This window comes from Hwangdonia lutea, assembly GCF_032814565.1.
GTDB classification, from domain to species: domain Bacteria; phylum Bacteroidota; class Bacteroidia; order Flavobacteriales; family Flavobacteriaceae; genus Hwangdonia; species Hwangdonia lutea.
The window spans coordinates 3,450,696-3,475,566 of the sequence record NZ_CP136521.1 but is presented as its reverse complement, the minus strand read 5'-3'; the positions used below and the strand labels follow the sequence as shown (position 1 = coordinate 3,475,566).

The following is a 24,871-nucleotide window of genomic DNA, read 5'->3' as shown; positions in this document are numbered from 1 at the left end:
ACAAGTCGTTAAAAAAGAATCTTTTAATCTTAAACCATATTTATGAAAACAACAGTTTTAAAATTCAGCGGTGCTTTATTCTTATTTTTAGGGATGGTAACGCAGGTAAACGCTCAAGACATTGTTGGTGCTTGGGAAGGCAAATTAGCCGTACAAGGCACTGAAATTCCGTTAGTATTTAACGTATCCATGGAAGGCGATACGTACACATCGACCATGGACAGCCCATCGCAAGGCGCCACAGGCATCCCTATGGACGTCACCACTTTTGCCAATGATACGTTAACTATCAAATTTAATCAGGCTAGTATAAAATATGTTGGTACTTTTGCAGAAAACACATTAACAGGAACATTTTATCAAGGACCAAACGAAATGCCATTAACACTTAACAAAACAGTTAAAACATTGCCAGGTAATACGGCTTTACCAACATCGGATGCCGATTTAGAAAAATTAGCAAATTGGGACCCGACAAATTATAAATATTCGGTTGAAGATTATTTTGCAAAACCCAAAGCGAGATCCTTTAGTTTTTCGCCAAACGGCACCTATTTATCTTACCGAGAAAAAGATGATAACAAAAAAAACCATGTTTACGTAAAACACCTTGAAACCGAAGAGGTAACTCGGGTTATTGAGGAAAAAGAAGAGCTTATTAGAGGTTTTGGTTGGGCAAACGATTCGCGATTAATTTATGTTATGGACAAAGGCGGTAATGAAGATTACCACTTATTTGCCGTAGATGTTGATGGTAAAAACCAAAAAGAACTTACGCCTTTTGACGGTGTTAAAGTGAACATTCTTAATGGATTGAAAGAGGATAAAGATCATATGATTATTTCTATGAATAAGAACAATCCTCAAATTTTCGAACCATATAAAATCAATATTGTAACGGGCGAGTTAAAACAACTTTATAAAAACGAAGACGCTGCCAACCCCATTAATGGTTACGAGTTTGATAAAGACGGAAATTTACGTGGCTTTGCAAAACTTCGCGATGGTGTAAATATCGATTTATACTACACGACCGATGGCGAAAATTACGAGGTTAAAAAACAATTAAGCTGGAAAGATACCTTTTCAATTATAAGTTTTAATTATGCATCTGACAATCCGCATGAAGCCTATGTAATTTCAAATTTAGATAGCGATAAAACGCAAATCTATCTTTACGATTTAAAAGAGGATAAGGTGATTAAAAAGTTATTTTCGAACGATAAATACGATGTATCCAGTTTAGGATTGTCAAGACACAGAGGTTACGAATTGGATTATTTCTCTTATGAAGGTGAAAAAAGAAATATTGTTCCGGTAAGTGATTATTTTAAAAAATTACACGAAAGAATCACCACTAAATTCCCGGGATATAATTATTCCATTCCGGATGTAACGGATGATGAAAGCAAGTATTTAATCTTTATACAAAGCGATAAATTATACGGAACTTATTACGCGTACGATGCTAAAAAAGACACATTTAAATTGCTCTACAATTTAATGCCAAATCTTATTGAAAGTGATATGGCCGAAATGCGCCCCATTACGTTTAAAAGTAGAGACGGCAAAACCATTCACGGATATATCACCTTGCCAAAAGCCGCTTTAAACGGAGAAAAAGTACCTGTAATTGTAAATCCACACGGTGGGCCACAAGGCATAAGGGATTCTTGGGGTTTTAATCCAGAAGCACAACTTTTTGCAAGCCGTGGTTATGCAACGCTGCAAGTAAATTTTAGAATTTCTGGTGGCTACGGACGGGAGTTTTTAGAATCCGGTTTTAAACAAATTGGCAGAAAAGCTATGGACGATGTAGAAGATGGCTTGCAATATGTAATCAATAAAGGTTGGGTTGATAAAGATAACGCCGCTATATACGGTGGTAGCCATGGCGGATATGCCGTTTTACGTGGCCTAACAAAAACTCCGGATTTATATGCTTGCGGTGTGGATTATGTTGGGGTATCAAACTTATACACCTTTATGGAAAGTATGCCAGCTTATTGGAAACCATACCTAAAAATTATCAAAGAGATTTGGTATGATTTGGATGTTCCAGAAGAAAAAGCCATTATGGATGAAGTGTCGCCTGTATTCCATATTGATAAAATAAAGAAACCGCTTTTTGTGGTGCAAGGTGCAAACGACCCTCGGGTAAACATCGATGAATCCGATCAAATTGTTGAAGCTTTACGCGCCAAGGGAGTCGATGTGCCCTATATGGTAAAGTACGATGAAGGTCACGGATTTGCTAAAGAAGAAAACTCCATTGCACTTTACAAAGCGATGATGGGTTTTTATGCCAAACATTTAAAACAGGAGGTTAAACAGCCTTTAAAAGATTAGATTATTATTTTAATTATATTTAAAAAGACCTCTTAAATTTTTAAGAGGCCTTTTTGTTTTTACACGGTATTAAAATTGAATAAGAATCCGCTATTACTGAAAACAAATTCATATTTTTATCCGACTTTTTAATTTGAAAACATGCAAACAAACGACAAAGCTAAAACAGCATCTTATCATGCCGATTCACAACGATACGACACTATGAAATACAATAGATCGGGAAAAAGTGGCGTACTGCTTCCGGCTATTTCACTAGGGTTGTGGCATAATTTTGGTTTTGTTGATAACTTGCAAAATGCCAGAGCCGTTTTACGTTGCGCCTTCGATTTGGGCATTACCCATTTTGATTTGGCAAACAATTACGGACCTCCGTATGGCTCTGCCGAAGAAAATTTCGGAACCCTTTTTAAAAAAGATTTTAAGGCTTACAGAGACGAATTATTTATCGCAACAAAAGCGGGTTACGATATGTGGCCGGGACCTTATGGAGATTGGGGTTCAAGAAAATATCTCATTTCAAGTTTAGACCAAAGTTTAAAACGCATGGGACTAGACTATGTCGATATTTTTTATCATCACAGACCAGATCCAAATACTCCATTGGAGGAAACCATGGGCGCTTTGGCAGATATTGTTCGTCAAGGCAAAGCCTTATATGTTGGGATTTCAAATTATGAACCAGAAGCGACTCAAAAGGCCTCTAAAATATTGAAGGATTTGAATGTACCTTTTATTTTGCACCAAGCCAGATATTCTATGTTTGACCGTTGGATTGAAAATGGGCTTTTAGATACTTTAGAAGACAACGGCGTGGGCTGTATTGCGTTTTCGCCATTGGCTCAAGGTATGCTTACCGATAAGTATTTAAAAGGCATTCCGGAAAACTCTAGAGCCGCCAAAGATTTAACGTTTTTAAACAAAGAAACTGTTACAAACCATACTGAAAAAATAAAACAATTAAACGCTATAGCGGAAGAACGCGGACAAAAACTATCGCAAATGGCCATTGCTTGGATTTTAAGGAAGAAGCAAGTTGCATCGGTTTTAATTGGAGCTAGTTCTGCAAATCAATTAAAAGAGAATGTGAAAGCGTTGGACAATCTAAACTTTAATGAAGAGGAATTGCGTTTGATTGATGGGATTGTTTAACAAATCATTCCTTAACCACAATAATAGTTGCTTTTACACCCGTAGAAAGATTCCATTGGTTACCAGCTATAACATTGCCCTTATCGTCAATAACATGGAATTCGGCTGTATTGGGCATAGAGTAACCTTCATTTAAAGCCAAAAAATCTATTTTGTTAAACCCTTCTTTTAAGTCCAATCTAAACCCTTTTGTGCTATTTGTTAAAAGCACACGATACTCTATAATTTCATCATTTACCAATACTCGAATATAATCACCGTCTTGTAAACCAAAGTCCCGATATACCACCCTAACAAATTTCGATTTGGTTTTAAAGTCTCCAAAATACTGGTCGGTTGTGCTTCCTTTGGCACCAAGCCCCATTTCTGTTTTAAGGTCTTTCGATTTTTTATTGAATCTATCTTCATACAATTCCCCCGGATTTCCAAATTTTTCACCAAACATGGAAAACTCTTTTTTAGGAAAGTTTAAAGACGCCGTGGTTTTAGGGACAGACATCCCATTTATCGTATTGTTTTCAATAGGTTTTGATGGTAACAACGACTTGGTATCAACCGAATCTTTTTTGCTTTCAACGGCGGGAATAGACGTAGATTTATTTTTACTATCTATTTGAGCGTTTGCTGATAAAGCAAAAAAACATAATACTAAAAAATAAAAATAGGTTTTCATTTATTTAAAAAATATAACAAATTGCTGTTTTACACTGCAATTATTATTGGTATGCAATTTATGGGCTTTCAAAGCTATTATATTTATCTGTAATTCTACTTATTACAAATGTAATTTAGCATTAATTTAAGCAAAAACCATTCCTAAACATATAATAAGGTCTATAAATACATAACAGACCTACCTTCCACCCTGATAAAATAGTTAAAATATGTTAATTTATTAGTATGTTATGCATAGTACTGTAACAAAATTTAATTTTTGTCGTCTACTTAGTATAAATCAATTAAAAAACAACAATCATGAGAACTTTAAACAACAATCAATTAAGCGGTACTTTAAACCGTACAAAGAGCAACCAATGGAACACTAAAAGACGTTACAGATAATTAACATCTCAGCACCATTAAACAACAATTCAGGTATTTAAATTACCAATCAGCATTATTTTAAAAGATATTTGCTTAACAAAAAAATCATTAATCAATTAAAAAACAACAATCATGAGAACTCTAAACAACAATCAATTAAGTGGCACTTTAAACAGTACAAAAAGCAACCACTGGAACACCAAAAGACGTTACAGGTAGTGTAACGTCTTTCAATTAAATTCATCATCATCAATCAGAAAAAGTCATGCGAACAGCAATCAAAATATCAAAACATTTGGGCTCCATCACCAAAGAAAATTTATTATTCAGCAGGCGTGTTTTGAGTTTCACCAATTCAAAAGGTGTTATTTGGAAAGGCACCAAGCGATATGCCCATTAAATTTAATCTCTGAAAAGTGGTATTGTTTTTGTGGATTTCAATTAGATTCCCGTTTTCACGGGAATGACAATTTCAATGGAAACCTCGAGGCGGAGCCACGGGAATTCTTTTTGTATTAACAATAAATCCACAAACATGAGACACTCTAAATTAATTCCCGAAGTGAATGCGGGGTCTATGGCAGACATCGCATTTTTATTACTTATTTTCTTTTTAGTTACCGCAACCATTCCAAAAGACAAAGGCATTAACAGAATGTTGCCAAAATACAGTGAAATTCCGACTAATGTTCCCATTAACGAACGCAACATTTTGCGTATTATGATTAATAACAACAATGAAATCATGCTCGAAAATGAACTGATTGCCTTGGAAGATTTAAAAGAAGCCACTAAGAATTTTATTGATAATAACGGCGATGCAAGCTGTAATTATTGCAACGGGGCACAATCTGAAAATGCATCAGATCATCCTAAAAAGGCTGTCGTTTCACTTCAAACTGGCAAGCAAACCAGCTACCAACAATTTATAGCGGTACAAGACGAATTAACGAAAGCGTATTTCGAATTACGACAAATCTACAGCCAAAACATACTTAAAAAAGAAGTTGACAATTTATCGAAAACAGATTTGAAAAAAGTAAAAGAGGCTTATCCGTTTATTTTATCAGAAGCGCTCACAAAGTAAGATTTACTCTGTTTTTTTAAGAATTCCGTAAGAAATAGAAATCTTCTTTTTGCCCCAGTTTCTTGCGGCTTTTACATCAACTCCCATATAAATATCGATGCGGTTTGTCCAACGCCTATTCATTTTATCCTTCACTAAATACACGCCCTCAAAACCTTCAATTTTAACGGGTGTATTGTGTTTTAATCCCATTTTTAAAAGATCTCTCGACACCGCAATATATTTTAAACCTGGTTTTAAACTATCGCCAAACGCTGTTATTTGCGGATTGGAATTGGTTTGATACGCCAACGAGTTATAAGCGGTTGCCGTAACTTGTATGGTTTTCCAATCATAAATTTCCTTCACCTTTACTTCTTTTTCACAGCTAAGCAGCCATGAATAAATCACAATTACCACAAAAATTCTATACAGCATATATCGAATATTTTATTAAATATACTGATTATAAGCTATTTATAAAAGTGTATTAGTTTTTGTACTTTCACTTTTTAAAACTGACACCAAAAAAAAATGAAAACCACTAATTTATTATTCTGCGCATTATTTATGCTTATGGCTTGTAAAAACAACTCCAAAAAAACCGACGAAACACTTTCTGTAATGGAGCGCGCCAAAGCAATCCACGAGCGTGTGATCACTTTAGATACCCATTGCGATATAAATGTGAAGAATTTTACAGACTCGATAAATTACACCCAAAATTTAGAATCGCAAGTCAATTTGCCCAAAATGAAAGCGGGCGGATTGGATGTGGCTTGGTTTATTGTTTACACGGGTCAAGATTCTTTAACGGACTCCGGTTATAAAAAAGCCTATGATAATGCCATGGCGAAGTTTAATGCGATTCATAAATTAACAAATGAAATTGCACCAAATGATATTGAATTGGCAACAACATCCGATGATGTGCGACGTATCCATAAATCGGGCAAAAAAGTAGCTATGATTGGCATTGAAAACGGCTACCCTGTTGGATTGGACATTAAAAATGTTAAAAAATTCTACAACCTCGGAGCGCGCTATATGTCGTTATCGCATAACGGCCATAGCCAATTATGTGATAGTAATACCGGAGAAGCCGATGATGTTTGGTTGCACAACGGATTAAGCGATTTGGGGAAAGAAGTGGTTAAGGAAATGAACCGTTTGGGAATGATGATTGATGTGTCGCATCCATCAAAAAAAGCCATGCAAGATATGGTTGAGCTGAGCAAAGCCCCTATAATAGCATCACATTCATCGGCTAGAGCCTTGTGCGATCACAGTCGAAATTTAGACGACGAGCAATTGGAATGGATGAAACAAAACGGCGGTGTTGTACAAACCGTAGCGTTTAGGGCGTATTTGAATACTGAAAAAAATGAGGCACGACAAGCTGCATTAAATAAATTAAGGCATCAAGTGGCAGATTCGTTAGGGCTAAAATGGTATGGCCGATGGGCATTTAGAAATCTCGATAAAGAAACCCAAGCAGCATTAAAAGCCAATCCAGATTGGAATGCTATTCCCGATATTGTTAATGAAAAAATATCAAAAATAAAAGATTTTCCAAAAGATGTGAGTCTTGAAGATTTTGTAAATCACATTGATTATTTAGTTGAAAAATTAGGCATCAAGCACGTTGGCATTAGTAGCGATTTTGATGGCGGTGGCGGTATAGAAGGTTGGAGCGATGCGTCTGAAACCTTTAATGTAACTTTAGAATTGGTAAAACGTGGCTATACCGAAGAAGAAATAGAAATGCTTTGGAGCGGTAATTTATTGCGGGTTTTAGATGAAGTAGAAGCGGTTGCGAAAACGCTAAACTAATCACCCTTTTTAAACCCATAAAACAATTGCTTTAAAAAACTTTTGGGCATTTTAGAATCGTCTGCATACCCCAATTCGATGGTGCCGCTTTTTTCAGGCACGTAATTGGTTTTAAAAATATAATCCCATAAGCTTAAACTAATGCCAAAGTTAACACCGTAATTTCTGCCTTTTGGTAGGCTGTACGCATGATGGTATAAATGCATCACCGGATTGTTAAAAACATATTTTAAAGGGCCGTACGTTAATTTTATATTGGAATGGTTCAAGTGGCCAATGGTTATGGCTATAAAATGAACAATAAAGGCTTGCTCGGGTTCAAAACCACCTAAGAGCATCACCACCAAAACCTTTAGCGGTTTATAAAAAATATTTTCCATCCAATGGTAACGCAAGTGTGCCGCAAAACCCATTTCCTTTACGGAATGATGCACTTTATGAAACTTCCATAACACATTATAGCGATGCAATAATACATGTGTAAACCATTGAACAAAATCTTGGAATACAAAGAAAACCAACAATTGACTCCACATAGGAATGGTTGCTATGTCGATAATCGCCAAGGATTTTACAGTAATATTAAACTCTAAAAACAAGACTTCCAAACACTTGTAAACACCACTGATAGCTATCGCAAAAATGAAGAAATTAAAAAACATATAAAATGCATCGAGCCAAAAATCTTTTCTAAAAATAGATTGATTTTTTCGCCACGGAAAAACAATTTCCAAAGCCCAAATCACAAGAGAAATAACAATTAAACCCCAAAAATAATTGGTATACCAAGGCACATTAAAAGTGATGGAGTCCCAAGTCCAATTTAAGGTATCCAAAAATGCCGTTTTAAAGGCTTCCAAATAATTCATATCACATCATTTATATGACAATTCTTTATGAGGTTTTTCACTCTGTTCGAAATAACAACTCATCAAATTTTAATACGCCAAAAGGTCTTTTAAAGTAGTTTCAAACTTACCTTTCGCGAGGTATTGCTCTTCTAATTGACTAGCAAAAGGAATAGGCGTTTCCATACTTGCCACACGTTTTACCGGGGCATCCAAATACTCAAAACAATGCTCCATTATTAATGCGGAAATATCGCTTGCAATACCACCAAACAAGGAATCTTCATGTAAAACAATAGCTCTACCTGTTTTTTTAACAGAAGCGTAAATGGTTTCGGTATCTAAAGGCTGAAGGGTTCTTAAATCAATCAAATCGGCGTTAATGGATGGATTGTTATTTAAAGTTTCCAAGGCCCAATGTACCGCGGCACCGTATGCAATAATGGTAATATCCTCACCTGTTTTTAAAAGGGAGGCTTTCCCAAATGGCAGGGTGTAATAATCTACAGGAACGTCCTGACGAATACTTCTGTACAAGCCTTTATGCTCAAAAAACAACACCGGATTTGGGTCATTTATGGCGGTTGCCAACAACCCTTTAGCATCATACGGAAACGCGGGATACACCACTTTTAAACCTGGGGTTTTGGTAAACCAAGCCTCATTGGTTTGCGAATGAAACGGGCCTGCTGCAACACCACCACCACAAGGCATACGTATAACCACATCGGCATTTTGATTCCATCGGTAATGCGATTTTGCCAAATAATTAACCACGGGATTAAATCCTGAGGTCACAAAATCTGCAAATTGCATTTCCACCACGCTTTTAATTCCAGCAATGGAAAGCCCCATAGCAGCTTCAACAATGGCCGATTCGCAGATTGGAGTATTGCGGACTCTATCTTTTCCGAATGCTTCAACAAAACCCTCGGTAATTTTGAATACACCACCATATTCAGCAATATCCTGTCCCATAATTACCAAATCGTTATGCCGTTGCATACTTTGCTTCAATCCATCGGAAATGGCATCTATTAATCGTACTTCTTTAATTTTAACATTTGGAATAAAATCCTCATAATCAAAATCTTGATATACATCACTTAACTCATCGCTTTCATTTGGAATAATATCAGCTTCATTAAAAGCAATATCTAAATTCTCATTAATTTCTTTTAAAATTTTCGCTTTTATTGAAACTTCTTCTGCTTCTGTTAATATCCCTTCTTCTTTTAAAAACGATTGAAAATTAATCACCGGGTCTTTTTTAGCCCAAGCATCCATTAGCTCTTGCGGCACGTATTTAGTACCACTCGCCTCTTCGTGTCCACGCATTCTAAAGGTTTTAAATTCCAGTAAAACGGGTCTGGGTGCTTTTCTAATGCTTTCGGCAATATCTTTTATTTTGGTGTAAACTTCAATAATATTATTCCCGTCTATAATATGCGATTCCATGCCGTAACCCGCAGCTCTATCAGCAATATTTTTACAATTATACTGCTCGTTTGTTGGTGTTGATAGGCCGTATCCATTGTTTTCCACGCAGAACATAACAGGCAATTTCCAAACCGAAGCCACGTTTAATGCTTCGTGAAAATCACCTTCACTGGTACCGCCTTCACCTGTAAAAACAGCCGTGACCTCGTTTTTGTTTTTTAAATTACTGGCCAATGCAATGCCATCGGCAACCCCCAATTGCGGCCCTAAATGCGAAATCATTCCCACAATTTTATAATCTTGGGTTCCGAAGTGAAAAGAGCGGTCTCGTCCTTTAGTAAAACCCGACGCTTTGCCTTGCCACTGCGCGAACAATCGATGCAACGGAATGTTTCTTGTGGTAAATACCCCAAGGTTTCTGTGCATAGGCAATATGTACTCGTTTTTATGCATGGCCATGGTAACACCAACCGAAATCGCTTCTTGCCCAATACCCGAAAACCACTTGCTTATTTTACCTTGTCGGAGCAGGATTAGCATTTTTTCTTCAATCATTCTAGGTTTAAGCATGTTTGCGTAGAGTTGGACTAACTGCTTATTATCGAGGTCTTTAATATGGTAATCCATATTAAATAAAGACTTGGTTTCACTCATAAAACTGATGTTTCAAATTTTATCAAATATAGTATAAAATGCATATAGCTATAGAAAAGTTGTCTTAAATTATGGCTGAAAAAATTTACAATGTTTTTGTACATTTGTAATACATACAATAAAAAATTGTTCTCATGAATATAATACCAAGTGTTAATTTAAAAGACTTTATTTCTAATGACCCTGTTAGAAAACAAAAATTTGTAGATGCTATCGGGAAAGCTTATGAAGACATCGGTTTTGTGGCACTAAAAGGTCATTTTTTAGATGATAAATTAGTCGATGATTTATACGCAGAAGTAAAAAACTTTTTTAGTCTGCCAACGGAAACGAAACAGAAATACGAAATACCGGGAATTGGCGGACAGCGTGGATATGTATCCTTCGGAAAAGAAAGCGCCAAAGGTAAAAAAGAAGGCGATTTAAAGGAGTTTTGGCACTTTGGACAATATGTTGAAGACAACCCAGAATTAAAAGCAGAATACCCTGAAAATGTTACCGTTACAGAGCTTCCAAACTTTAATACCGTTGGAAAAGAAGCGTATAAAATGCTGGAAAAAACCGCTAAATATGTGTTACGCGCTTTAGCGTTACATTTAGATTTAGAAGAAACTTATTTTGATAATTACATTCATAACGGGAACTCTATTTTAAGGCCTATACATTATCCACCAATTACCGAAGAACCTAAAGATGCGGTTCGTGCCGCAGCGCATGGCGACATTAATTTAATTACGCTTTTAATGGGTGCTCAAGGTCGTGGATTGCAGGTGCAAAACCACAAAGGCGAATGGATTGATGCCATTGCGGAACCCGATGAATTGATGATTAATGTAGGCGATATGCTTTCGAGGCACACCAACAATAAATTAAAATCTACCATACATCGCGTTATAAATCCTCCAAAAGAACTTTGGGGCACATCGCGCTACTCCATTCCGTTTTTTATGCATCCCATCAGCGAAATGAAATTAGATGTTTTAGAAAGTTGTATTGATGACGAAACCCCTAAAGCATTTGATGATATTACAGCTGGAGAATTTTTAAATGAACGTTTAATTGAACTTGGATTGATAAAAAAATAAATATACAGCCCACATTTGGCAGTAGGCAGTTGCTTACCCATATAGTTTTTTTGACTGCCAACTGAATACTGCCAACTGAAGACTAAAAAAATGGATTTACAAGATCAATTAAAAAATTTATTCCCAGAACATGTTTCTGAAGAGCCTTTGAGCGAATCTGAAGAAACAAACGATTTGTGGTTGCAAGACGACCCCATAATTTGCAAATACGAAAAACGAAAAGGTAAAGCCATAACCATTTTAGAAGGCTACACAGGCGCTACCGAAGATTTTAAAGCACTTGCCAAAGACATAAAAAAAGCACTAAGTGTTGGCGGAAGTTTTAAGGATGATAAAATCATCATTCAAGGTGATTACCGCGATAAAATCATGCAAATGCTCACAGATAAAGGCTTTAATGTAAAACGTGTTGGAGGTTAATTTATGGCTAATCAACCCTTGCATATTACAAATGGAGATAGTTTAACAAACTATTTGAATGAACTCGATATTGTGGGCGATAAGCTTACATGGCAAGAAATGCTGTGCGAAGGCCAAACAGAAACAACTATTGATAACGACCATTTTTTTAATTTAAGAGCCACTTTTTTAAAGGACTTTTACGATATTGATTTAGATGTTTCTGCATTAAAAGCTGAATTGAGTAAACTTGATGATACATCAAAATACTCAGAAATCATCCTTTGGTTTGAATATGATTTGTTCTGTCATATCAATATGTTAGCGGTTATTAGTTTACTTCAACAAAAAAAAATAAATCTTCCTGTTTACCTTGTAAGCAGCGGCAGAATTAGCGGTGAAAAAAACCTAAAAGGATTAGCCGAACTTTCTGCAGAACAACTCTTAATACACTATAAAACCAAAGTAAAATTAAAACCTGAAGACATACAATTAGCCACCACACTTTGGGGCATATATTGTGGCAAAGACCATAATTTATTTAAACCTTATATTGTAAAAAGCTCCACCTTTAAATATTTAAGCAATTGCTTAAAAGCACATTTAGAACGGTTTCCAGACCATAAAAGCGGTTTAAATATTTTGGAGCATAATATGTTGGCTATCATAAAGGATAATCACATAAAATCGAAACATCATTTGCTAGGTTACGCACTTAATTACCAGGGTTATTATGGCTATGGCGACCTGCAACTAAACAGAATAATTGACAAACTAAGCGTCTTTTACACCGTTGAAAACGATACTATTGAACTCAATCGCGACGGGCACGAAGCGCTGTTGGGAACTCATAATTTTTCAGCAGAATTGAATAATATCATGGTTTTTGGAGGAGTTAGTAAATTTGATTTTCAGTTCAATAAAAAGCTGAATAAATTAGTAAAAACAATTGTAAATGAGCATTAAAAATTCCGAACTCATTTTAAATCCAGATGGCAGTATTTATCATCTTAATTTAAAACCTGAAAATATTTCGAATACCATCATATTTGTAGGCGACCAAAACCGTGTTGAAAAAGTTTCGAAGCATTTTGACCATATTGAGTTTGAAACCCAAAAACGGGAATTTAAAACCCATACAGGAACTTATAAAGGTAAACGCATATCGGTAATTTCAACGGGTATCGGGCCCGACAATATCGATATTGTTTTAAACGAATTGGATGCTTTGGTAAATATTGATTTAAAAACCAAAAAACCAAAAGATAAACTTACAAGCCTCGATATCATTAGGGTTGGCACTTCGGGTTCGTTGCAAAGCCATATTCCTGTAGATTCGTTTGTATTGAGCTCCCACGGGTTAGATTTAAATGGGATGCTTCATGCTTATCAAATTGAATCGATTTCTAATCCAAAAATCGAAGATGCATTTATAAAACAAACCCATTGGTCGCATTTAAAAGCACGCCCCATAATAGTAAAAAACAGTGAGGTTCTTGAAAAACGATTTACTAGCGAAAAAACCTATTCTGGCTTAACGGCGACTGCAGGTGGGTTTTACGGGCCTCAAGGACGTATTTTGCGCTTGCCTTTGCAAGATGATAGTTTAAACCGTAATATGGACGCGTTTAATTTTGAAGGCATTTGCATTACCAATTTAGAGATGGAAACATCGGCGATTTACGGATTATCAAAATTATTGGGTCATCACGCCCTATCGTTAAACGCTATTATTGCTAATAGAGCCAACGGAACGTTTAGCGAAAACCCTAAAAAAGTAATTGAAGATCTCATTATTTACACCTTGGAAAGAATATAAAAAATATTGATTTTAATGAAGCAAGTAAACATTGGCGGTGTCCCCGAGCATTTTAATTTAGCCTGGTATTTAACCTTAAAAGAGGGTGAATATAAAAACGAAAACATTATTCTGCGCTGGCACGATTATTACGGTGGCACGGGCGAAATGTGCAAGGCATTACGAGATAAAAAAATTGACATTGCCGTTATTCTTACTGAAGGCATTGTAACGGATATTATTAACGGTAACCCCAGTAAAATTGTACAAACCTTTGTACAAACACCTTTAATATGGGGCATTCATGTGGCACAGGATACACCTTTTAAAACCATTGGAGATTTAAAAGGAACAAAAGCCGCCATTAGCCGATACGGTTCGGGGTCGCATTTAATGGCATATATCAATGCGAAAAACAATAATTGGGATTTAGAAAAAGATTTGAATTTCGAGGTGATAAAAAATCTCGATGGTGCGGTTGAGGGATTATCAAACGGAAAAGCAGATTATTTTTTATGGGAAAAATTCACAACAAAACCCATTGTAGACCAAGGTACGTTTAGGCGCATTGGCAATTGCCCTTCGCCGTGGCCTTGTTTTGTAATTGCGGTGCACGAAGATTTTATAGCGTCAAATAACGAAACACTAAAAACCATTTTACAAATAATAAATAATACCACAGCGGAGTTTAAAGATATTCCGAGTATCGATAAAACCATTGCAAACCGTTACGAGCAAAAGCTTGATGATGTTCAAGAATGGCTAAGTTTAACGGAATGGTCGCAAAAACTTATCGATAAAAAAACGCTTCAGCATGTTCAAAACCAATTGTTTGCTTTAAATATTATTCCTGAAATTGTCGATTATAATCAACTTACGCACAAAATGTTATAAACAACTATTTCTTAAACAATTGTTAATCCTGCCATAAAAACTATCTTAATGGCTATTTTTACACCTTTAAAACTAAAAAAATGAAAAAACTACTTATTTTATGCTGCGCTTTTGTTGTGGCGATGTCTTGTAAAGAAGAACCTAAAGATTATGTTACCTTATCAGGAATAATTACCGATAAAAACAGTGACTCTTTAGTGGTGAGAACCCGAGGCTATTCAAAAGCTATTCAAGTTAATGAAGATGGCACTTTTAAGGATACTTTGAAAGTTGAAACGGGTGTTTATTTCCTTTACGACGGAAGCGAATCTACTTCGGTATTTCTAAAAAACGGATTCGATTTAAACGTAGCTATTGATACTAAAGCCTTTGATGAATCTGTAAAATACACAGGTGAAGGTGCTGAACACAGTAATTTTTTAGCTGAAAAATCACTTCTTCAAGAAAAGTTATTGAATATGGACGAGTTGACCAAATTAGATATGGCTGGCTTAGAAACCAAAATGGATCATATTAAGAGTGAATTAACCGCTTTTTATGAGGCCAATGCACATGTTGACACGTCTGTAATTAACAAAGGTAAAAACGAGATTGAACCGATGTTGAATTTTTACAAACGTTACTTGGGTGAATCCATTGCGCTAAAAGAAGAATTGCCAAAAGGCAGTCCTTCACCGGTATTTGAAAATTTTGAAAATATTGATGGTACAACCACATCGCTTTCCGATTTAAAAGGCAAGTATGTGTATGTTGATGTTTGGGCTACTTGGTGCGGACCGTGTAAAGCTGAAATTCCATCCTTAAAAGCTTTGGAAAAAGAATACCACGGAAAAGACATTCAGTTTGTTAGTTTATCTATTGATGACGATAGAAGCCACGGTGGTTCTTGGGATAAAGCCAGAGAGAACTGGAAAGCTATGGTTAACGATAAGGAATTAGGAGGCATCCAATTATTTGCCCCTGAAGGTTGGAAAACACAATTTGTTCAAGATTATAAAATTAAAGGCATTCCAAGATTTTTATTGATTGATCCAAACGGCAATATAGTAACGCCTGATGCGCCTCGACCATCAAGTGCATCTATTAAAGAATTATTCACAGAATTGAATATTTAATTCTCCATATAATATCACACAAAAAAGCCGCAAATTGCGGCTTTTTTTATGTTTCTAAAATTACTTTTTGTCTTCTTTTTTACGCTCTTCCTGCTCTTCTTGCTCTTGTGGCGGCTGTTCGGGTTGTTTAAACAAATCTATAAAAGTTTCACCTAAATAATTTATCACATGACTTGCAATTAAACTTTGATAGCCAAAATCCTCAACAGCAATGTCGGCCGATTTTCCATGCAAATACACACCAAAAATAGCGGCCACCAACGGATTGTATCCTTGAGATATTAACCCCGTAATAATACCTGTTAGCACATCGCCACTTCCTGCGGTTGCCAACCCAGGGTTTCCGGTAGTATTTACATATAATTTATCTTGGAAAACGGTTATGGTATTTGCACCTTTAATAACGACTATAGTGCTGTGTTTTTTTGAAAAAGCTTTCACTTTTTTTAGTTTATCAAAATCGTCTTTCCACTTACCAATTAATCGTTCCAATTCTTTGGGGTGCGGTGTTAAAATGGTGGCTTCGGGCAACAACTTCAATAATGTTTTCTTTTTTGATAAGATGTTAATCCCGTCGGCATCAACAACCAATGGTGTTTTATTGCTTTTTAAAAACGCTTCAAAGGCACTTACAGTTTTAGGATTCGTACCAACACCCACGCCAAAACCAATAACGGTTGGCTCTACATTTTTTAAATCGATGTTAGATATAAGCGCTTCATTTTCATCGGTAATTACCATAGCCTCTGGAAAGGAAGTCTGCAAAATTGCATATCCACATTTTGGAATATAAGCACTTATCAAACCTGCTCCTGCCGATAGTGCGGCTTTACTTGCCAAGGTTACCGCGCCTATTTTTCCATAAGTGCCACCAACGATGAGCGCATGACCGAACTGTCCTTTATGCGAAAACTTTTCCCTAGGAATGTACATGGGCAAAACCTCATGTTTTCCAATTAAATCGACCTCCGTTTCAGTGGTGTACAAAAACTCTTGGTCCAGGCCTATATCCAACACTTCCCATTGCACGGTGTATTTAGCGGTATCTGGCAAAAAGAACACTAATTTTGGCGATGCAAAACTCAAGGTGTAACCCGCCCAAACCACTGCATCGGGGTCTGTTGGCACTTTATCGGTGCTTAATCCCGAAGGCACATCAATAGACAGCGTAAACGCTTTTGTGTTCCTAAAATGCATAAATAACGCTTTTACCCAACCATCTACGGGTCGGTTTAGTCCAATTCCAAATACGGCATCAACAATGATATCGTCTTGATGAATTTCAGGAAAATCTTCGGCACAACTTAATAGTGTTGGCCATTCTTTAGTTACATTTTTAATGCGGTCGTAATTAACTAAAAAATCCTTTGAACGCTTATCGCTACAATTAACCACATAGGTTTTAACATTATACCCGTAAGTGACCAAATGGCGCGCAATCACTAAGCCGTCACCTCCATTATTACCAATGCCACAAAACACATGAATAGGCACTTGAGCACCTTGCATGCGCATATGCATCCAATTAAAAATTTGGGTACCAGCGCGTTCCATTAACTCAGTGGATGTGATGTTTTGGCGTTCGGCCGTAAGTTTGTCGCCTTCATAAATTTGTTCTTTTGAAAATATTTTCATGTGTTTTAAACTATATATTTAGCATCGTCTGTTTGAATCATTCGTATTTCTATTTAAATCCCTAACAATGAATGTGACAAATTACTATTATCAATTCTTCAATTCATTATATAATTTGGCATTATTCTTTCATAAAAAGAGAGACTTCATAAGAATATTGTAAAAAAGTTCGATTTGTTTTTTTATTAAGTTAAAAATAATACATTTGAATCATATTATATATGAATATAATGATTCTTATAACCCAAAATATAATCCAAATGCTTCCTTTTTCTACGAAAGGTACAGCTTCTATTTTTGGTACTACCATTACCCCTTGGGGTTGTTAATTATATTTTCTTCGGGCTATCTTTGTAATTTTTACAATTACATTTTCTTAAACAATTTACTAAAAACACTAATTCATTAAAAATGAAGGTTTTAAAATTTGGAGGAACATCTGTAGGTTCTTCAAAAAACATAAATAGCGTTATGCAAATTCTGGATAATTATTCGAAAGATGGCGCTGTAATATGTGTGGTTTCGGCCGTTGGTGGCATTACCGACAAACTTTTACGCGCTGGAAATCAAGCAAAAAATAAAGACAACGATTTTATAAATACATTCGGTATAATTAAGGATATCCATTTTGAAATTATAAATGAACTCAATCCTGATAACAACAGTTCTATTTTAACTACTGTTGAAAGCAAACTAAACGAACTAAAAAGTCTATTGGATGGTATTTATTTGATTAATGAATTATCGCCAAAAACATCCGATAAACTTGTTGGTTTTGGTGAAGCATTGTCGTCTTTCATTATTGCTGAAACCATGAAAAACAGAGGTTTATCAGCCGAACGTAAAAATTCGCAAGACTTGATTATTACCAATTCAAATTTTACAAAAGCCGAAGTAAACTTTGGTATAACCAATAATAACATTAAAGATTATTTTAAGTCAGCAAATCAGCAAATCACCATACTTCCCGGTTTTGTAGCCCATTCAACTTTAGGTGAGCAAACCACCCTTGGTCGTGGTGGTTCCGATTATACGGCTGCGATTGTTGCTGCGGCATTACAGGTAGAACAATTGGAAATTTGGACGGATGTTAGCGGCATGTTTACCACCAACCCCGAATTGGTAAAACAAGCCTACCCGATTCAAAATATTTCGTATCAAGAAGCGATGGAATTATCGCATTTTGGTGCCAAAGTTTTGTATCCACCAACGGTGCAACCGGTTTTAGATTTAAACATTCCCATCCACATAAAAAACACCTTGCAACCACATGCCGTTGGAACGATAATTTCCAATGACGATACAAATGGATTTAAGCCCGTAAAAGGTATAAGCAACATTAATAATATAGCATTACTAACGCTTCAAGGTAGCGGTATGATTGGTATTCCGGGGTTTTCCAAACGCCTGTTTGAAACGCTGGCACAGGAGAAAATAAATGTCGTTTTAATAACCCAGGCGTCATCGGAACATTCCATTTGTTTGGGCGTCGACGAAAACGATAGTGAAGCAGCAAAAACAGCCATCGATTTGGTTTTTGAAAATGAAATTGCGCTCCATAAAATTGACCCGATAATTGTGGAAACCGGATTATCTATTATTGCCCTTGTTGGCGATAACATGAAAAATCACCAAGGGATTAGTGGCAAAATGTTTAGCACTTTAGGAAAAAACAATATTAATATTCGGGCCATTGCACAAGGTGCTTCAGAAAAAAATATCTCTGCGGTTATTGATAAAAAAGATGTAAAAAAAGCGTTAAACACATTGCACGAACAGTTTTTTGAAACCCAAACCAAACAACTAAATGTGTTTATAACAGGCGTTGGTAATGTGGGAGAACGCTTGGTGGAACAGATTAAACAGCAAAAAAAATACTTAAAGGAAAACTTAAAAATCAACTTGCGCATTATAGGTTTATCCAATTCCAGAACCATGATTTTTGATGAAGATGGTATCGATTTAAAAACCTGGAAAACGCAATTGGCTAAAGGAGAAAAGGCAACTTTAGAAGGGTTTTTCGAAAACACAAAAGCACTCAATTTACGCAATAGCATTTTTGTGGATGTTACCGCAAATAAAAACGTGGCCAATTTATACGCCAACTATTTACGGGAAAGTATTGGTGTAGTGGCGTGCAATAAAATAGCCTGCTCCAGCGATTACGAAAATTACCGCTTACTAAAACGTTTGTCGCTTAAATATAATGCCCCTTATTTATTTGAAACCAATGTTGGTGCAGGTTTACCTATTATTGACACGTTGAATAACTTAATAGCTTCGGGCGATAAAATCACATCTATTCAAGCGGTATTATCCGGTAGTTTAAATTTTGTTTTTAATAATTTTAATGATGACACAAAATTTCACGATGTTGTTAAACTAGCTGCCGCCGAAGGCTATACCGAACCGGATCCAAGAATTGATTTAAGTGGTGTGGATGTGGCACGTAAAATTTTAATTTTGGCCAGGGAAAGCGGTGTAGAAATGAATTTGGAAGACATTGAAAACACACCATTCTTATCAGAATTAGGGTTAAAAAGCGATACGGTTGATGATTTTTATCAATCCTTAAGTGACGATGAAGCACATTATCAAAACATATATTCTTCCGCGAAAGCGAACCATTGCCAATTAAAATACGTGGCACAATTTAACAACGGAAAAGCGAGCGTTGGCTTACATGAAATTCCAGAAGGACACCCCTTTTATAATTTGGAAGGCAGCGATAATATTGTGATGTTTTACACACAGCGTTATCCCGAACAACCCATGATCATTAAAGGCGCAGGCGCTGGAGCCGATGTAACGGCATCGGGAATTTTCTCTGATATTATTAGAATTGGAAACAACTAAGCTATGAACGAAATAAAAATATTTTCGCCGGCAACCGTTGCCAATGTCGCCTGTGGTTTTGATGTTTTGGGTTTTTGCTTAGACACTGTTGGTGATGAAATGACCATTAGAAAAGTTGACAAAAAAGGCATTTTTATAACCAAAGTTGAAGGTTTTAATTTACCTATGGAAACCGAATTAAATGTCGCGGGAGTTTCGGCATTGGCCATGTACGAAGCAGCAAATCCTGATTGTGGTTTCGAGATTGAAATCCGTAAAAACATAAAACCCGGCAGTGGTATTGGCAGTAGTGCCGCCAGTGCGGTGGGCAGTGTTTTTGGCATGAACGAACTTTTGGGACAACCATTTAATAAAACAGAACTTACCGTATTTGCCATTAAAGGCGAAGCATTCGCGAGCAAATGCGAGCACGCCGATAATTTAGCGCCTGCCATTTTTGGGGGTTTTACCTTAGTGAAAAGCGTAGCGCCGCTTGAGGTTTTACAAATTCCGGTTCCCAATAATTTGTATGCCACTATTATTCATCCGCAGATCGAAATAAAAACCTCCGAAGCCAGAGCCATACTTCCTAAAGAAGTGGCGCTTCAAGACGCCATAACGCAATGGAGTAATTTTGGGAGTTTAATTCACGGGTTGCACACCAGCGATTATCCGTTGATAAAAAGATCGCTGCACGATATTATAATAGAACCACACCGCAGTAAATTGATTCCTTATTTTGAAGAAGTGAAACAAGCAGCTTTGCAACAAGGTGCCTTAGGCTCGGGAATTTCTGGTTCCGGCCCATCAATTTTTTCTTTATCCGAAGGATTGGAACAAGCCAAAAGCGTAGAAAAAGCTATTAAAAAAGTATATTCAAAAACAAACATTGAATTTGATGTTTTTGTTTCAAAAATAAATACAGAAGGTATAAAAATTATTAAATAAATAGTTGTCATTACGAGGAGAGAAGCGACGTGGTAATCTTTTCAAATTAAGCAGATTGCCACAGCAAATAAAAATTTGCTTCGCAATGACCTATAACTGAAATTATCATTTAAAATGAATTACTACAGTTTAAACAAAAAAGCACCAAACACATCGTTTAAAGATGCGGTTATAAAAGGATTGGCGCCCGATAAAGGCCTATATTTTCCGGAAAGCATAACGCCTTTACCACAATCTTTTTTTGATGATATCGACAATTTATCACACACCGAAATAGCGTTTGAAGCCATTAAACAATTCGTTACACCCGAAATTCCAGAAGCGGTTTTAAAAACCATTGTTGAGGAAACCCTAAGCTTTGATTTTCCAGTGGTGCAATTCAATAAAAACATTTCTACTTTAGAATTGTTCCACGGTCCAACCATGGCATTTAAAGATGTCGGGGCACGTTTTATGGCGCGTTGTTTAGGCTATTTTAATAAAGACAATAGCGAAGAAGTTACTATTTTGGTAGCTACATCGGGCGATACCGGTGGTGCAGTGGCGAACGGCTTTTTGGGTGTAAAAGGCGTAAATGTTGTAATCCTCTACCCGAGCGGAAAAGTGAGCGATATTCAGGAAAAGCAACTCACAACTTTAGGCCAAAACATAAAGGCTTTGGAGGTTAATGGCTCCTTTGACGATTGCCAAGCCATGGTTAAAACCGCCTTTTTAGATGAGGCATTAACCAGTAAAATGCAGCTCACTTCGGCCAATTCCATTAACGTGGCGCGTTGGTTGCCACAGCTCTTTTATTTTATGTTTGCCTACAAACAGTTGCATAAAAAATATAAAAATATTGTGTTTTCTGTACCAAGCGGAAACTTTGGAAACATTTGTGCGGGCATGATGGCGCAACAATTGGGGTTACCGATTACACATTTTATCGCATCGAATAATGAGAACAATGTGGTGACCCGCTATTTGAAATCGCAAAATTACCAACCACAGGCATCGGTACAAACCATCAGTAATGCTATGGACGTAGGCGATCCGAGTAACTTTATTCGAATTCAGGAAATTTATAAAAATAACTTTGATGCATTAAAAGAAAACCTGTCGTCGTATAGTTTTTCTGATGAAACCACCAAAGCTGCCATGTTGGAAATTTATGAGCAATTCAATTACGTGGCAGACCCACACGGCGCCGTTGGCTATTTAGGATGTAAAGCCTATTTAAAAAATAATAAAGAGGCGCATGGCGTGTTTTTAGAAACCGCGCATCCCACCAAGTTTTTAGATGTTGTAGAAGACGTTATTAAAGAAAAACAGCCGTTACCAGCACAAATTAAAGCGGTTATGGATAAGGAAAAGGTCGCGACAAAAATCTCAACGTATAGCGATTTAAAAGACTTTTTATTAAAGTAGAATTTGATTTTAACAAGCCAAAGAAACATCGAAGACTTACGTACAAAAACCAAAAATAATTTATGAAACTGATAAAAAAAACATGCTTGATAACTTTAATATTACTAGCATTGGCAACTATGGTCACTTTATCACTTGGCGGTTTTATGCCTTTGTTTTCAATTGTTTTTGGCTGGTTGTTTCTATATTATTTAATTATTTACATCGTGTTGATTTTACTTCGTAAAAAAGAAAATAATATATTAAAATACGCGATGGCCACATTGATATGTATTCCGATGGTTTGGGCACTTTTTGCTCCCGAATATCTATTTGATTTTTTGCTTCAGGGTGTAAAACTCGATTTTAGATAACACTTTGGTAGTTTCAAACTTTGAAAAAAGCATTTTTGACTTTGTCAGAAAATTTAACTACTTTCGTTTACATGTGCTGTGCCGATAAGTATCGGGATTGTTTCACAAACAAGCGATAAATTTCACTAAAACGGAGCTTTATCTTTGCTTAGTGTGTAACTAAGTGGACGATTTAAAATTAAAATTATGAATAACAAAAGACTTATGAAATCCAATGACAAAATGATAGCCGGAATTTGTTCTGGTATCGCTGAATTTCTTGGTTGGAAAACCTACCACGTTAGAACAATATTCTTTATGGCTACATTGTTAGGAGCTTTAGGACTTATAATTTATACTATTTTAAACTTCGTGATGCCTAATTCTAACAATGATTATTTAGCATAAAGACTTGTTTTAGATATTCTTTACCAAAACAAGTTAATTTATATGACAGTATAACTAATATAAAAATTTAAGAATAAGAATTATAGTATAAATCATTAAAGTTTAGTATTCGCAATTTAAATAACCCCAAGTACTGCCGATTCGACTTCGACCGAATTCACTTGGAACTACTAAGGTCTGTGCTAAACCGAAAATAATCGCTAATTTAACCCGTAACTGAAAGTTATACTAAACCTTCAACTACACTCAAGCTTAAACAACCTCCCCATAAAGATCAAAATCCTCAGCTTCAATAATTTTAATAGTGGCAAATTCACCTGTTTTTAAATAGGTTTTTGTGGCATCAATAAGCACTTCGTTATCCACATCGGGCGAATCAAATTCGGTACGGCCAATAAAATAATTGCCCTCTTTTCTGTCGATAACCACTTTAAACTCCTGCCCTATTTTTTGTTGGTTTAACTCCCAAGAAATCTGAGATTGAATTTCCATAATCTGATTGGCGCGGTCAATTTTTACATCTTCCGGCACATCATCTTCTAAATTATAAGCATGCGTATTTTCTTCGTGGGAATAAGTGAAACATCCCAAACGCTCAAAGCGCATATCGGCAACCCATTGTTTTAACTCTTGGAAATGGGCTTCGGTTTCTCCCGGATAACCCACAATAAGTGTGGTTCTAATCGCCATTTTCGGCACTTTGGCCCTAAATTCCCGAAGCAGTTTTGTGGTTTTTTCTTTAGTTGTCCCGCGACGCATACTTTTTAAAATATCATCAGAAATATGCTGCAACGGAATATCTAAATAATTACAGATTTTCGGTTCGCGATCCATCACCTCCAAAACATCCATGGGGAAACCCGTTGGAAATGCGTAATGCAAACGTATCCACTCTACACCATCAACTTTCACCAAAGCTTCGAGCAGTTCGGCTAAGTTTCGTTTTTTATATAAATCCAGTCCGTAATAGGTTAAATCCTGTGCAATTAAAATCAACTCTTTTACGCCATTTGCTGCCAGTTTTTCAGCTTCAACAACAATCTCCTCAATAGGCGTACTTTTATGTTTGCCGCGCATAATAGGGATGGCACAAAAACTACAGGGGCGGTCGCAACCTTCGGCAATCTTTAAATAGGCATAGTTTTTAGGTGTTGTGGTTAACCGTTCGCCAATCAATTCGTGTTTATAATCGGCACCCAAGGCTTTCAATAAACCGGGTAATTCGGTAGTACCAAAATACTCATCCACATTGGGGATTTCCTTAACCAAATCAGGTTTGTAACGCTCGCTTAAACAACCGGTAACAAATACTTTATCAACTTCACCGGCTTCTTTTTTTTGCATAAATTCCAAGATGGTATTTACACTTTCTTCTTTGGCATTATTAATAAATCCGCAGGTATTAATCACCACAATATTGCCTTCTTCCTCGTGTACAACCTCTTTATTATTGGCCTTAAGTTGCCCCATTAACACTTCGCTGTCGTAAACATTTTTACTACAGCCAAGGGTTACCACGTTTATTTTATTCTTTTTAAGCGTTTTTGTGCGCATAGTTTTTATAAATATGGGCGCAAAGATACGCAATACGAAACGATTTAAGAGCTATGATTTGCTTATTCAACTTTT

Annotated in this window: 22 protein-coding genes; 16 read left to right on the top strand and 6 right to left on the bottom strand. The window is 36.2% G+C overall.

The features are described from left to right. The first annotated feature begins 42 nt into the window (after positions 1-42). Together RNZ46_RS14925 and mgrA are read left to right on the top strand one after the other, a co-directional pair. On the top strand, positions 43-2,349 hold the full coding sequence (locus tag RNZ46_RS14925; RefSeq protein WP_316982967.1) for a S9 family peptidase: 2,307 nt from the start codon (positions 43-45) through the stop codon (positions 2,347-2,349). A 141-nt stretch (positions 2,350-2,490) separates the two neighbouring features. Further along, complete coding sequence (gene mgrA / locus RNZ46_RS14920; RefSeq protein ID WP_316982966.1) at positions 2,491-3,501, top strand: L-glyceraldehyde 3-phosphate reductase; 1,011 nt, start codon at positions 2,491-2,493, stop codon at positions 3,499-3,501. A gap of 4 nt (positions 3,502-3,505) precedes the next feature. Here the strand turns inward: mgrA and RNZ46_RS14915 are convergent, their stop codons facing one another. After that, positions 3,506-4,174, bottom strand: a complete 669-nt coding sequence (locus RNZ46_RS14915) for a hypothetical protein (protein WP_316982965.1) — start codon at positions 4,172-4,174, stop codon at positions 3,506-3,508. Between the two features lie 636 nt (positions 4,175-4,810). Here RNZ46_RS14915 and RNZ46_RS14910 point away from each other — a divergent pair. Continuing rightward, a complete protein-coding gene (locus tag RNZ46_RS14910) occupies positions 4,811-4,945 on the top strand; it encodes a hypothetical protein (RefSeq protein WP_316982964.1) in 135 nt (44 codons plus the stop codon). A 135-nt stretch (positions 4,946-5,080) separates the two neighbouring features. Further along, the gene (locus RNZ46_RS14905) at positions 5,081-5,632 is read left to right on the top strand and encodes an ExbD/TolR family protein (protein WP_316982963.1); all 552 of its coding nucleotides are present in this window, start codon (positions 5,081-5,083) and stop codon (positions 5,630-5,632) included. 3 nt (positions 5,633-5,635) lie between these two features. Here the strand turns inward: RNZ46_RS14905 and RNZ46_RS14900 are convergent, their stop codons facing one another. After that, the gene (locus RNZ46_RS14900) at positions 5,636-6,049 is read right to left on the bottom strand and encodes a 3D domain-containing protein (RefSeq protein WP_316982962.1); all 414 of its coding nucleotides are present in this window, start codon (positions 6,047-6,049) and stop codon (positions 5,636-5,638) included. Between the two features lie 138 nt (positions 6,050-6,187). Between RNZ46_RS14900 and RNZ46_RS14895 the strand changes: the two genes are divergently transcribed. Next, positions 6,188-7,444: a dipeptidase gene (locus RNZ46_RS14895; protein WP_434063043.1), complete on the top strand. Its 1,257-nt coding sequence runs from the start codon at positions 6,188-6,190 to the stop codon at positions 7,442-7,444. Here RNZ46_RS14895 and RNZ46_RS14890 read toward each other — a convergent pair. Together RNZ46_RS14890 and RNZ46_RS14885 are read right to left on the bottom strand one after the other, a co-directional pair. Continuing rightward, positions 7,441-8,313: a sterol desaturase family protein gene (locus tag RNZ46_RS14890; RefSeq protein ID WP_316982960.1), complete on the bottom strand. Its 873-nt coding sequence runs from the start codon at positions 8,311-8,313 to the stop codon at positions 7,441-7,443. The genes RNZ46_RS14895 and RNZ46_RS14890 overlap by 4 nt on opposite strands. A gap of 69 nt (positions 8,314-8,382) precedes the next feature. After that, positions 8,383-10,359, bottom strand: coding sequence for an alpha-ketoacid dehydrogenase subunit alpha/beta (locus tag RNZ46_RS14885; RefSeq protein ID WP_316985002.1), 1,977 nt, complete (start codon positions 10,357-10,359; stop codon positions 8,383-8,385). A gap of 161 nt (positions 10,360-10,520) precedes the next feature. Here RNZ46_RS14885 and RNZ46_RS14880 point away from each other — a divergent pair, with 161 nt between their 5' ends. The 6 genes from RNZ46_RS14880 (at position 10,521) to RNZ46_RS14855 (ending at position 15,677) form a co-directional block, all read left to right on the top strand. After that, complete coding sequence (locus RNZ46_RS14880) at positions 10,521-11,471, top strand: isopenicillin N synthase family dioxygenase (RefSeq protein ID WP_316982959.1); 951 nt, start codon at positions 10,521-10,523, stop codon at positions 11,469-11,471. Positions 11,472-11,561: 90 nt separating this feature from the next. Next, positions 11,562-11,891, top strand: a complete 330-nt coding sequence (locus tag RNZ46_RS14875) for a translation initiation factor (protein ID WP_316982958.1) — start codon at positions 11,562-11,564, stop codon at positions 11,889-11,891. Between the two features lie 3 nt (positions 11,892-11,894). Continuing rightward, positions 11,895-12,836, top strand: a complete 942-nt coding sequence (locus tag RNZ46_RS14870; protein ID WP_316982957.1) for a DUF1835 domain-containing protein — start codon at positions 11,895-11,897, stop codon at positions 12,834-12,836. After that, complete coding sequence (locus RNZ46_RS14865) at positions 12,826-13,689, top strand: nucleoside phosphorylase (protein ID WP_316982956.1); 864 nt, start codon at positions 12,826-12,828, stop codon at positions 13,687-13,689. The genes RNZ46_RS14870 and RNZ46_RS14865 overlap by 11 nt, the downstream gene beginning before the upstream one ends. 15 nt (positions 13,690-13,704) lie before the next feature. Further along, on the top strand, positions 13,705-14,562 hold the full coding sequence (locus RNZ46_RS14860) for a substrate-binding domain-containing protein (protein ID WP_316982955.1): 858 nt from the start codon (positions 13,705-13,707) through the stop codon (positions 14,560-14,562). 80 nt (positions 14,563-14,642) lie between these two features. Continuing rightward, positions 14,643-15,677, top strand: coding sequence for a TlpA family protein disulfide reductase (locus RNZ46_RS14855; protein WP_316982954.1), 1,035 nt, complete (start codon positions 14,643-14,645; stop codon positions 15,675-15,677). 60 nt (positions 15,678-15,737) lie between these two features. On the opposite strand, the gene RNZ46_RS14850 is transcribed toward RNZ46_RS14855, so the two are convergent. Beyond that, positions 15,738-17,312 carry an NAD(P)H-hydrate dehydratase gene (locus RNZ46_RS14850; protein WP_316982953.1) on the bottom strand — a complete coding sequence of 525 codons (1,575 nt, stop codon included), beginning with the start codon at positions 17,310-17,312 and terminating at the stop codon, positions 15,738-15,740. A gap of 411 nt (positions 17,313-17,723) precedes the next feature. On the opposite strand from RNZ46_RS14850, the gene thrA reads away from it, so the two are divergent. The 5 genes from thrA (at position 17,724) to RNZ46_RS14825 (ending at position 23,242) form a co-directional block, all read left to right on the top strand. Next, on the top strand, positions 17,724-20,168 hold the full coding sequence (gene thrA / locus RNZ46_RS14845) for a bifunctional aspartate kinase/homoserine dehydrogenase I (protein ID WP_316982952.1): 2,445 nt from the start codon (positions 17,724-17,726) through the stop codon (positions 20,166-20,168). 3 nt (positions 20,169-20,171) lie between these two features. Continuing rightward, positions 20,172-21,095, top strand: coding sequence for a homoserine kinase (locus RNZ46_RS14840; protein ID WP_316982951.1), 924 nt, complete (start codon positions 20,172-20,174; stop codon positions 21,093-21,095). A 114-nt stretch (positions 21,096-21,209) separates the two neighbouring features. Then, positions 21,210-22,502 carry a threonine synthase gene (gene thrC, locus RNZ46_RS14835; protein WP_316982950.1) on the top strand — a complete coding sequence of 431 codons (1,293 nt, stop codon included), beginning with the start codon at positions 21,210-21,212 and terminating at the stop codon, positions 22,500-22,502. 86 nt (positions 22,503-22,588) lie between these two features. After that, positions 22,589-22,855, top strand: coding sequence for a hypothetical protein (locus tag RNZ46_RS14830; RefSeq protein ID WP_316982949.1), 267 nt, complete (start codon positions 22,589-22,591; stop codon positions 22,853-22,855). A gap of 204 nt (positions 22,856-23,059) precedes the next feature. Further along, complete coding sequence (locus RNZ46_RS14825; RefSeq protein WP_316982948.1) at positions 23,060-23,242, top strand: PspC domain-containing protein; 183 nt, start codon at positions 23,060-23,062, stop codon at positions 23,240-23,242. 252 nt (positions 23,243-23,494) lie between these two features. On the opposite strand, the gene rimO is transcribed toward RNZ46_RS14825, so the two are convergent. Next, complete coding sequence (rimO, locus tag RNZ46_RS14820; RefSeq protein ID WP_316982947.1) at positions 23,495-24,796, bottom strand: 30S ribosomal protein S12 methylthiotransferase RimO; 1,302 nt, start codon at positions 24,794-24,796, stop codon at positions 23,495-23,497. Between the last annotated feature and the right edge of the window lie 75 nt (positions 24,797-24,871).

What these genes read in the sequence shown, in the direction of transcription:
- RNZ46_RS14875 (WP_316982958.1), top strand. Translation starts at nt 11,562, where the DNA reads ATGGATTTACAAGATCAATTAAAAAATTTATTCCCAGAACATGTTTCT.
- mgrA (WP_316982966.1), top strand. Translation starts at nt 2,491, where the DNA reads ATGCAAACAAACGACAAAGCTAAAACAGCATCTTATCATGCCGATTCA.
- RNZ46_RS14915 (WP_316982965.1), bottom strand. Translation starts at nt 4,174, where the DNA reads ATGAAAACCTATTTTTATTTTTTAGTATTATGTTTTTTTGCTTTATCA.
- thrC (WP_316982950.1), top strand. Translation starts at nt 21,210, where the DNA reads ATGAATTACTACAGTTTAAACAAAAAAGCACCAAACACATCGTTTAAA.
- RNZ46_RS14925 (WP_316982967.1), top strand. Translation starts at nt 43, where the DNA reads ATGAAAACAACAGTTTTAAAATTCAGCGGTGCTTTATTCTTATTTTTA.
- thrA (WP_316982952.1), top strand. Translation starts at nt 17,724, where the DNA reads ATGAAGGTTTTAAAATTTGGAGGAACATCTGTAGGTTCTTCAAAAAAC.
- RNZ46_RS14905 (WP_316982963.1), top strand. Translation starts at nt 5,081, where the DNA reads ATGAGACACTCTAAATTAATTCCCGAAGTGAATGCGGGGTCTATGGCA.
- RNZ46_RS14895 (WP_434063043.1), top strand. Translation starts at nt 6,188, where the DNA reads ATGGCTTGTAAAAACAACTCCAAAAAAACCGACGAAACACTTTCTGTA.
- RNZ46_RS14855 (WP_316982954.1), top strand. Translation starts at nt 14,643, where the DNA reads ATGAAAAAACTACTTATTTTATGCTGCGCTTTTGTTGTGGCGATGTCT.
- RNZ46_RS14865 (WP_316982956.1), top strand. Translation starts at nt 12,826, where the DNA reads ATGAGCATTAAAAATTCCGAACTCATTTTAAATCCAGATGGCAGTATT.
- RNZ46_RS14910 (WP_316982964.1), top strand. Translation starts at nt 4,811, where the DNA reads ATGCGAACAGCAATCAAAATATCAAAACATTTGGGCTCCATCACCAAA.
- RNZ46_RS14840 (WP_316982951.1), top strand. Translation starts at nt 20,172, where the DNA reads ATGAACGAAATAAAAATATTTTCGCCGGCAACCGTTGCCAATGTCGCC.
- RNZ46_RS14885 (WP_316985002.1), bottom strand. Translation starts at nt 10,359, where the DNA reads ATGGATTACCATATTAAAGACCTCGATAATAAGCAGTTAGTCCAACTC.
- RNZ46_RS14870 (WP_316982957.1), top strand. Translation starts at nt 11,895, where the DNA reads ATGGCTAATCAACCCTTGCATATTACAAATGGAGATAGTTTAACAAAC.
- RNZ46_RS14890 (WP_316982960.1), bottom strand. Translation starts at nt 8,313, where the DNA reads ATGAATTATTTGGAAGCCTTTAAAACGGCATTTTTGGATACCTTAAAT.
- RNZ46_RS14900 (WP_316982962.1), bottom strand. Translation starts at nt 6,049, where the DNA reads ATGCTGTATAGAATTTTTGTGGTAATTGTGATTTATTCATGGCTGCTT.
- RNZ46_RS14880 (WP_316982959.1), top strand. Translation starts at nt 10,521, where the DNA reads ATGAATATAATACCAAGTGTTAATTTAAAAGACTTTATTTCTAATGAC.
- RNZ46_RS14850 (WP_316982953.1), bottom strand. Translation starts at nt 17,312, where the DNA reads ATGAAAATATTTTCAAAAGAACAAATTTATGAAGGCGACAAACTTACG.
- RNZ46_RS14825 (WP_316982948.1), top strand. Translation starts at nt 23,060, where the DNA reads ATGAAATCCAATGACAAAATGATAGCCGGAATTTGTTCTGGTATCGCT.
- RNZ46_RS14860 (WP_316982955.1), top strand. Translation starts at nt 13,705, where the DNA reads ATGAAGCAAGTAAACATTGGCGGTGTCCCCGAGCATTTTAATTTAGCC.
- rimO (WP_316982947.1), bottom strand. Translation starts at nt 24,796, where the DNA reads ATGCGCACAAAAACGCTTAAAAAGAATAAAATAAACGTGGTAACCCTT.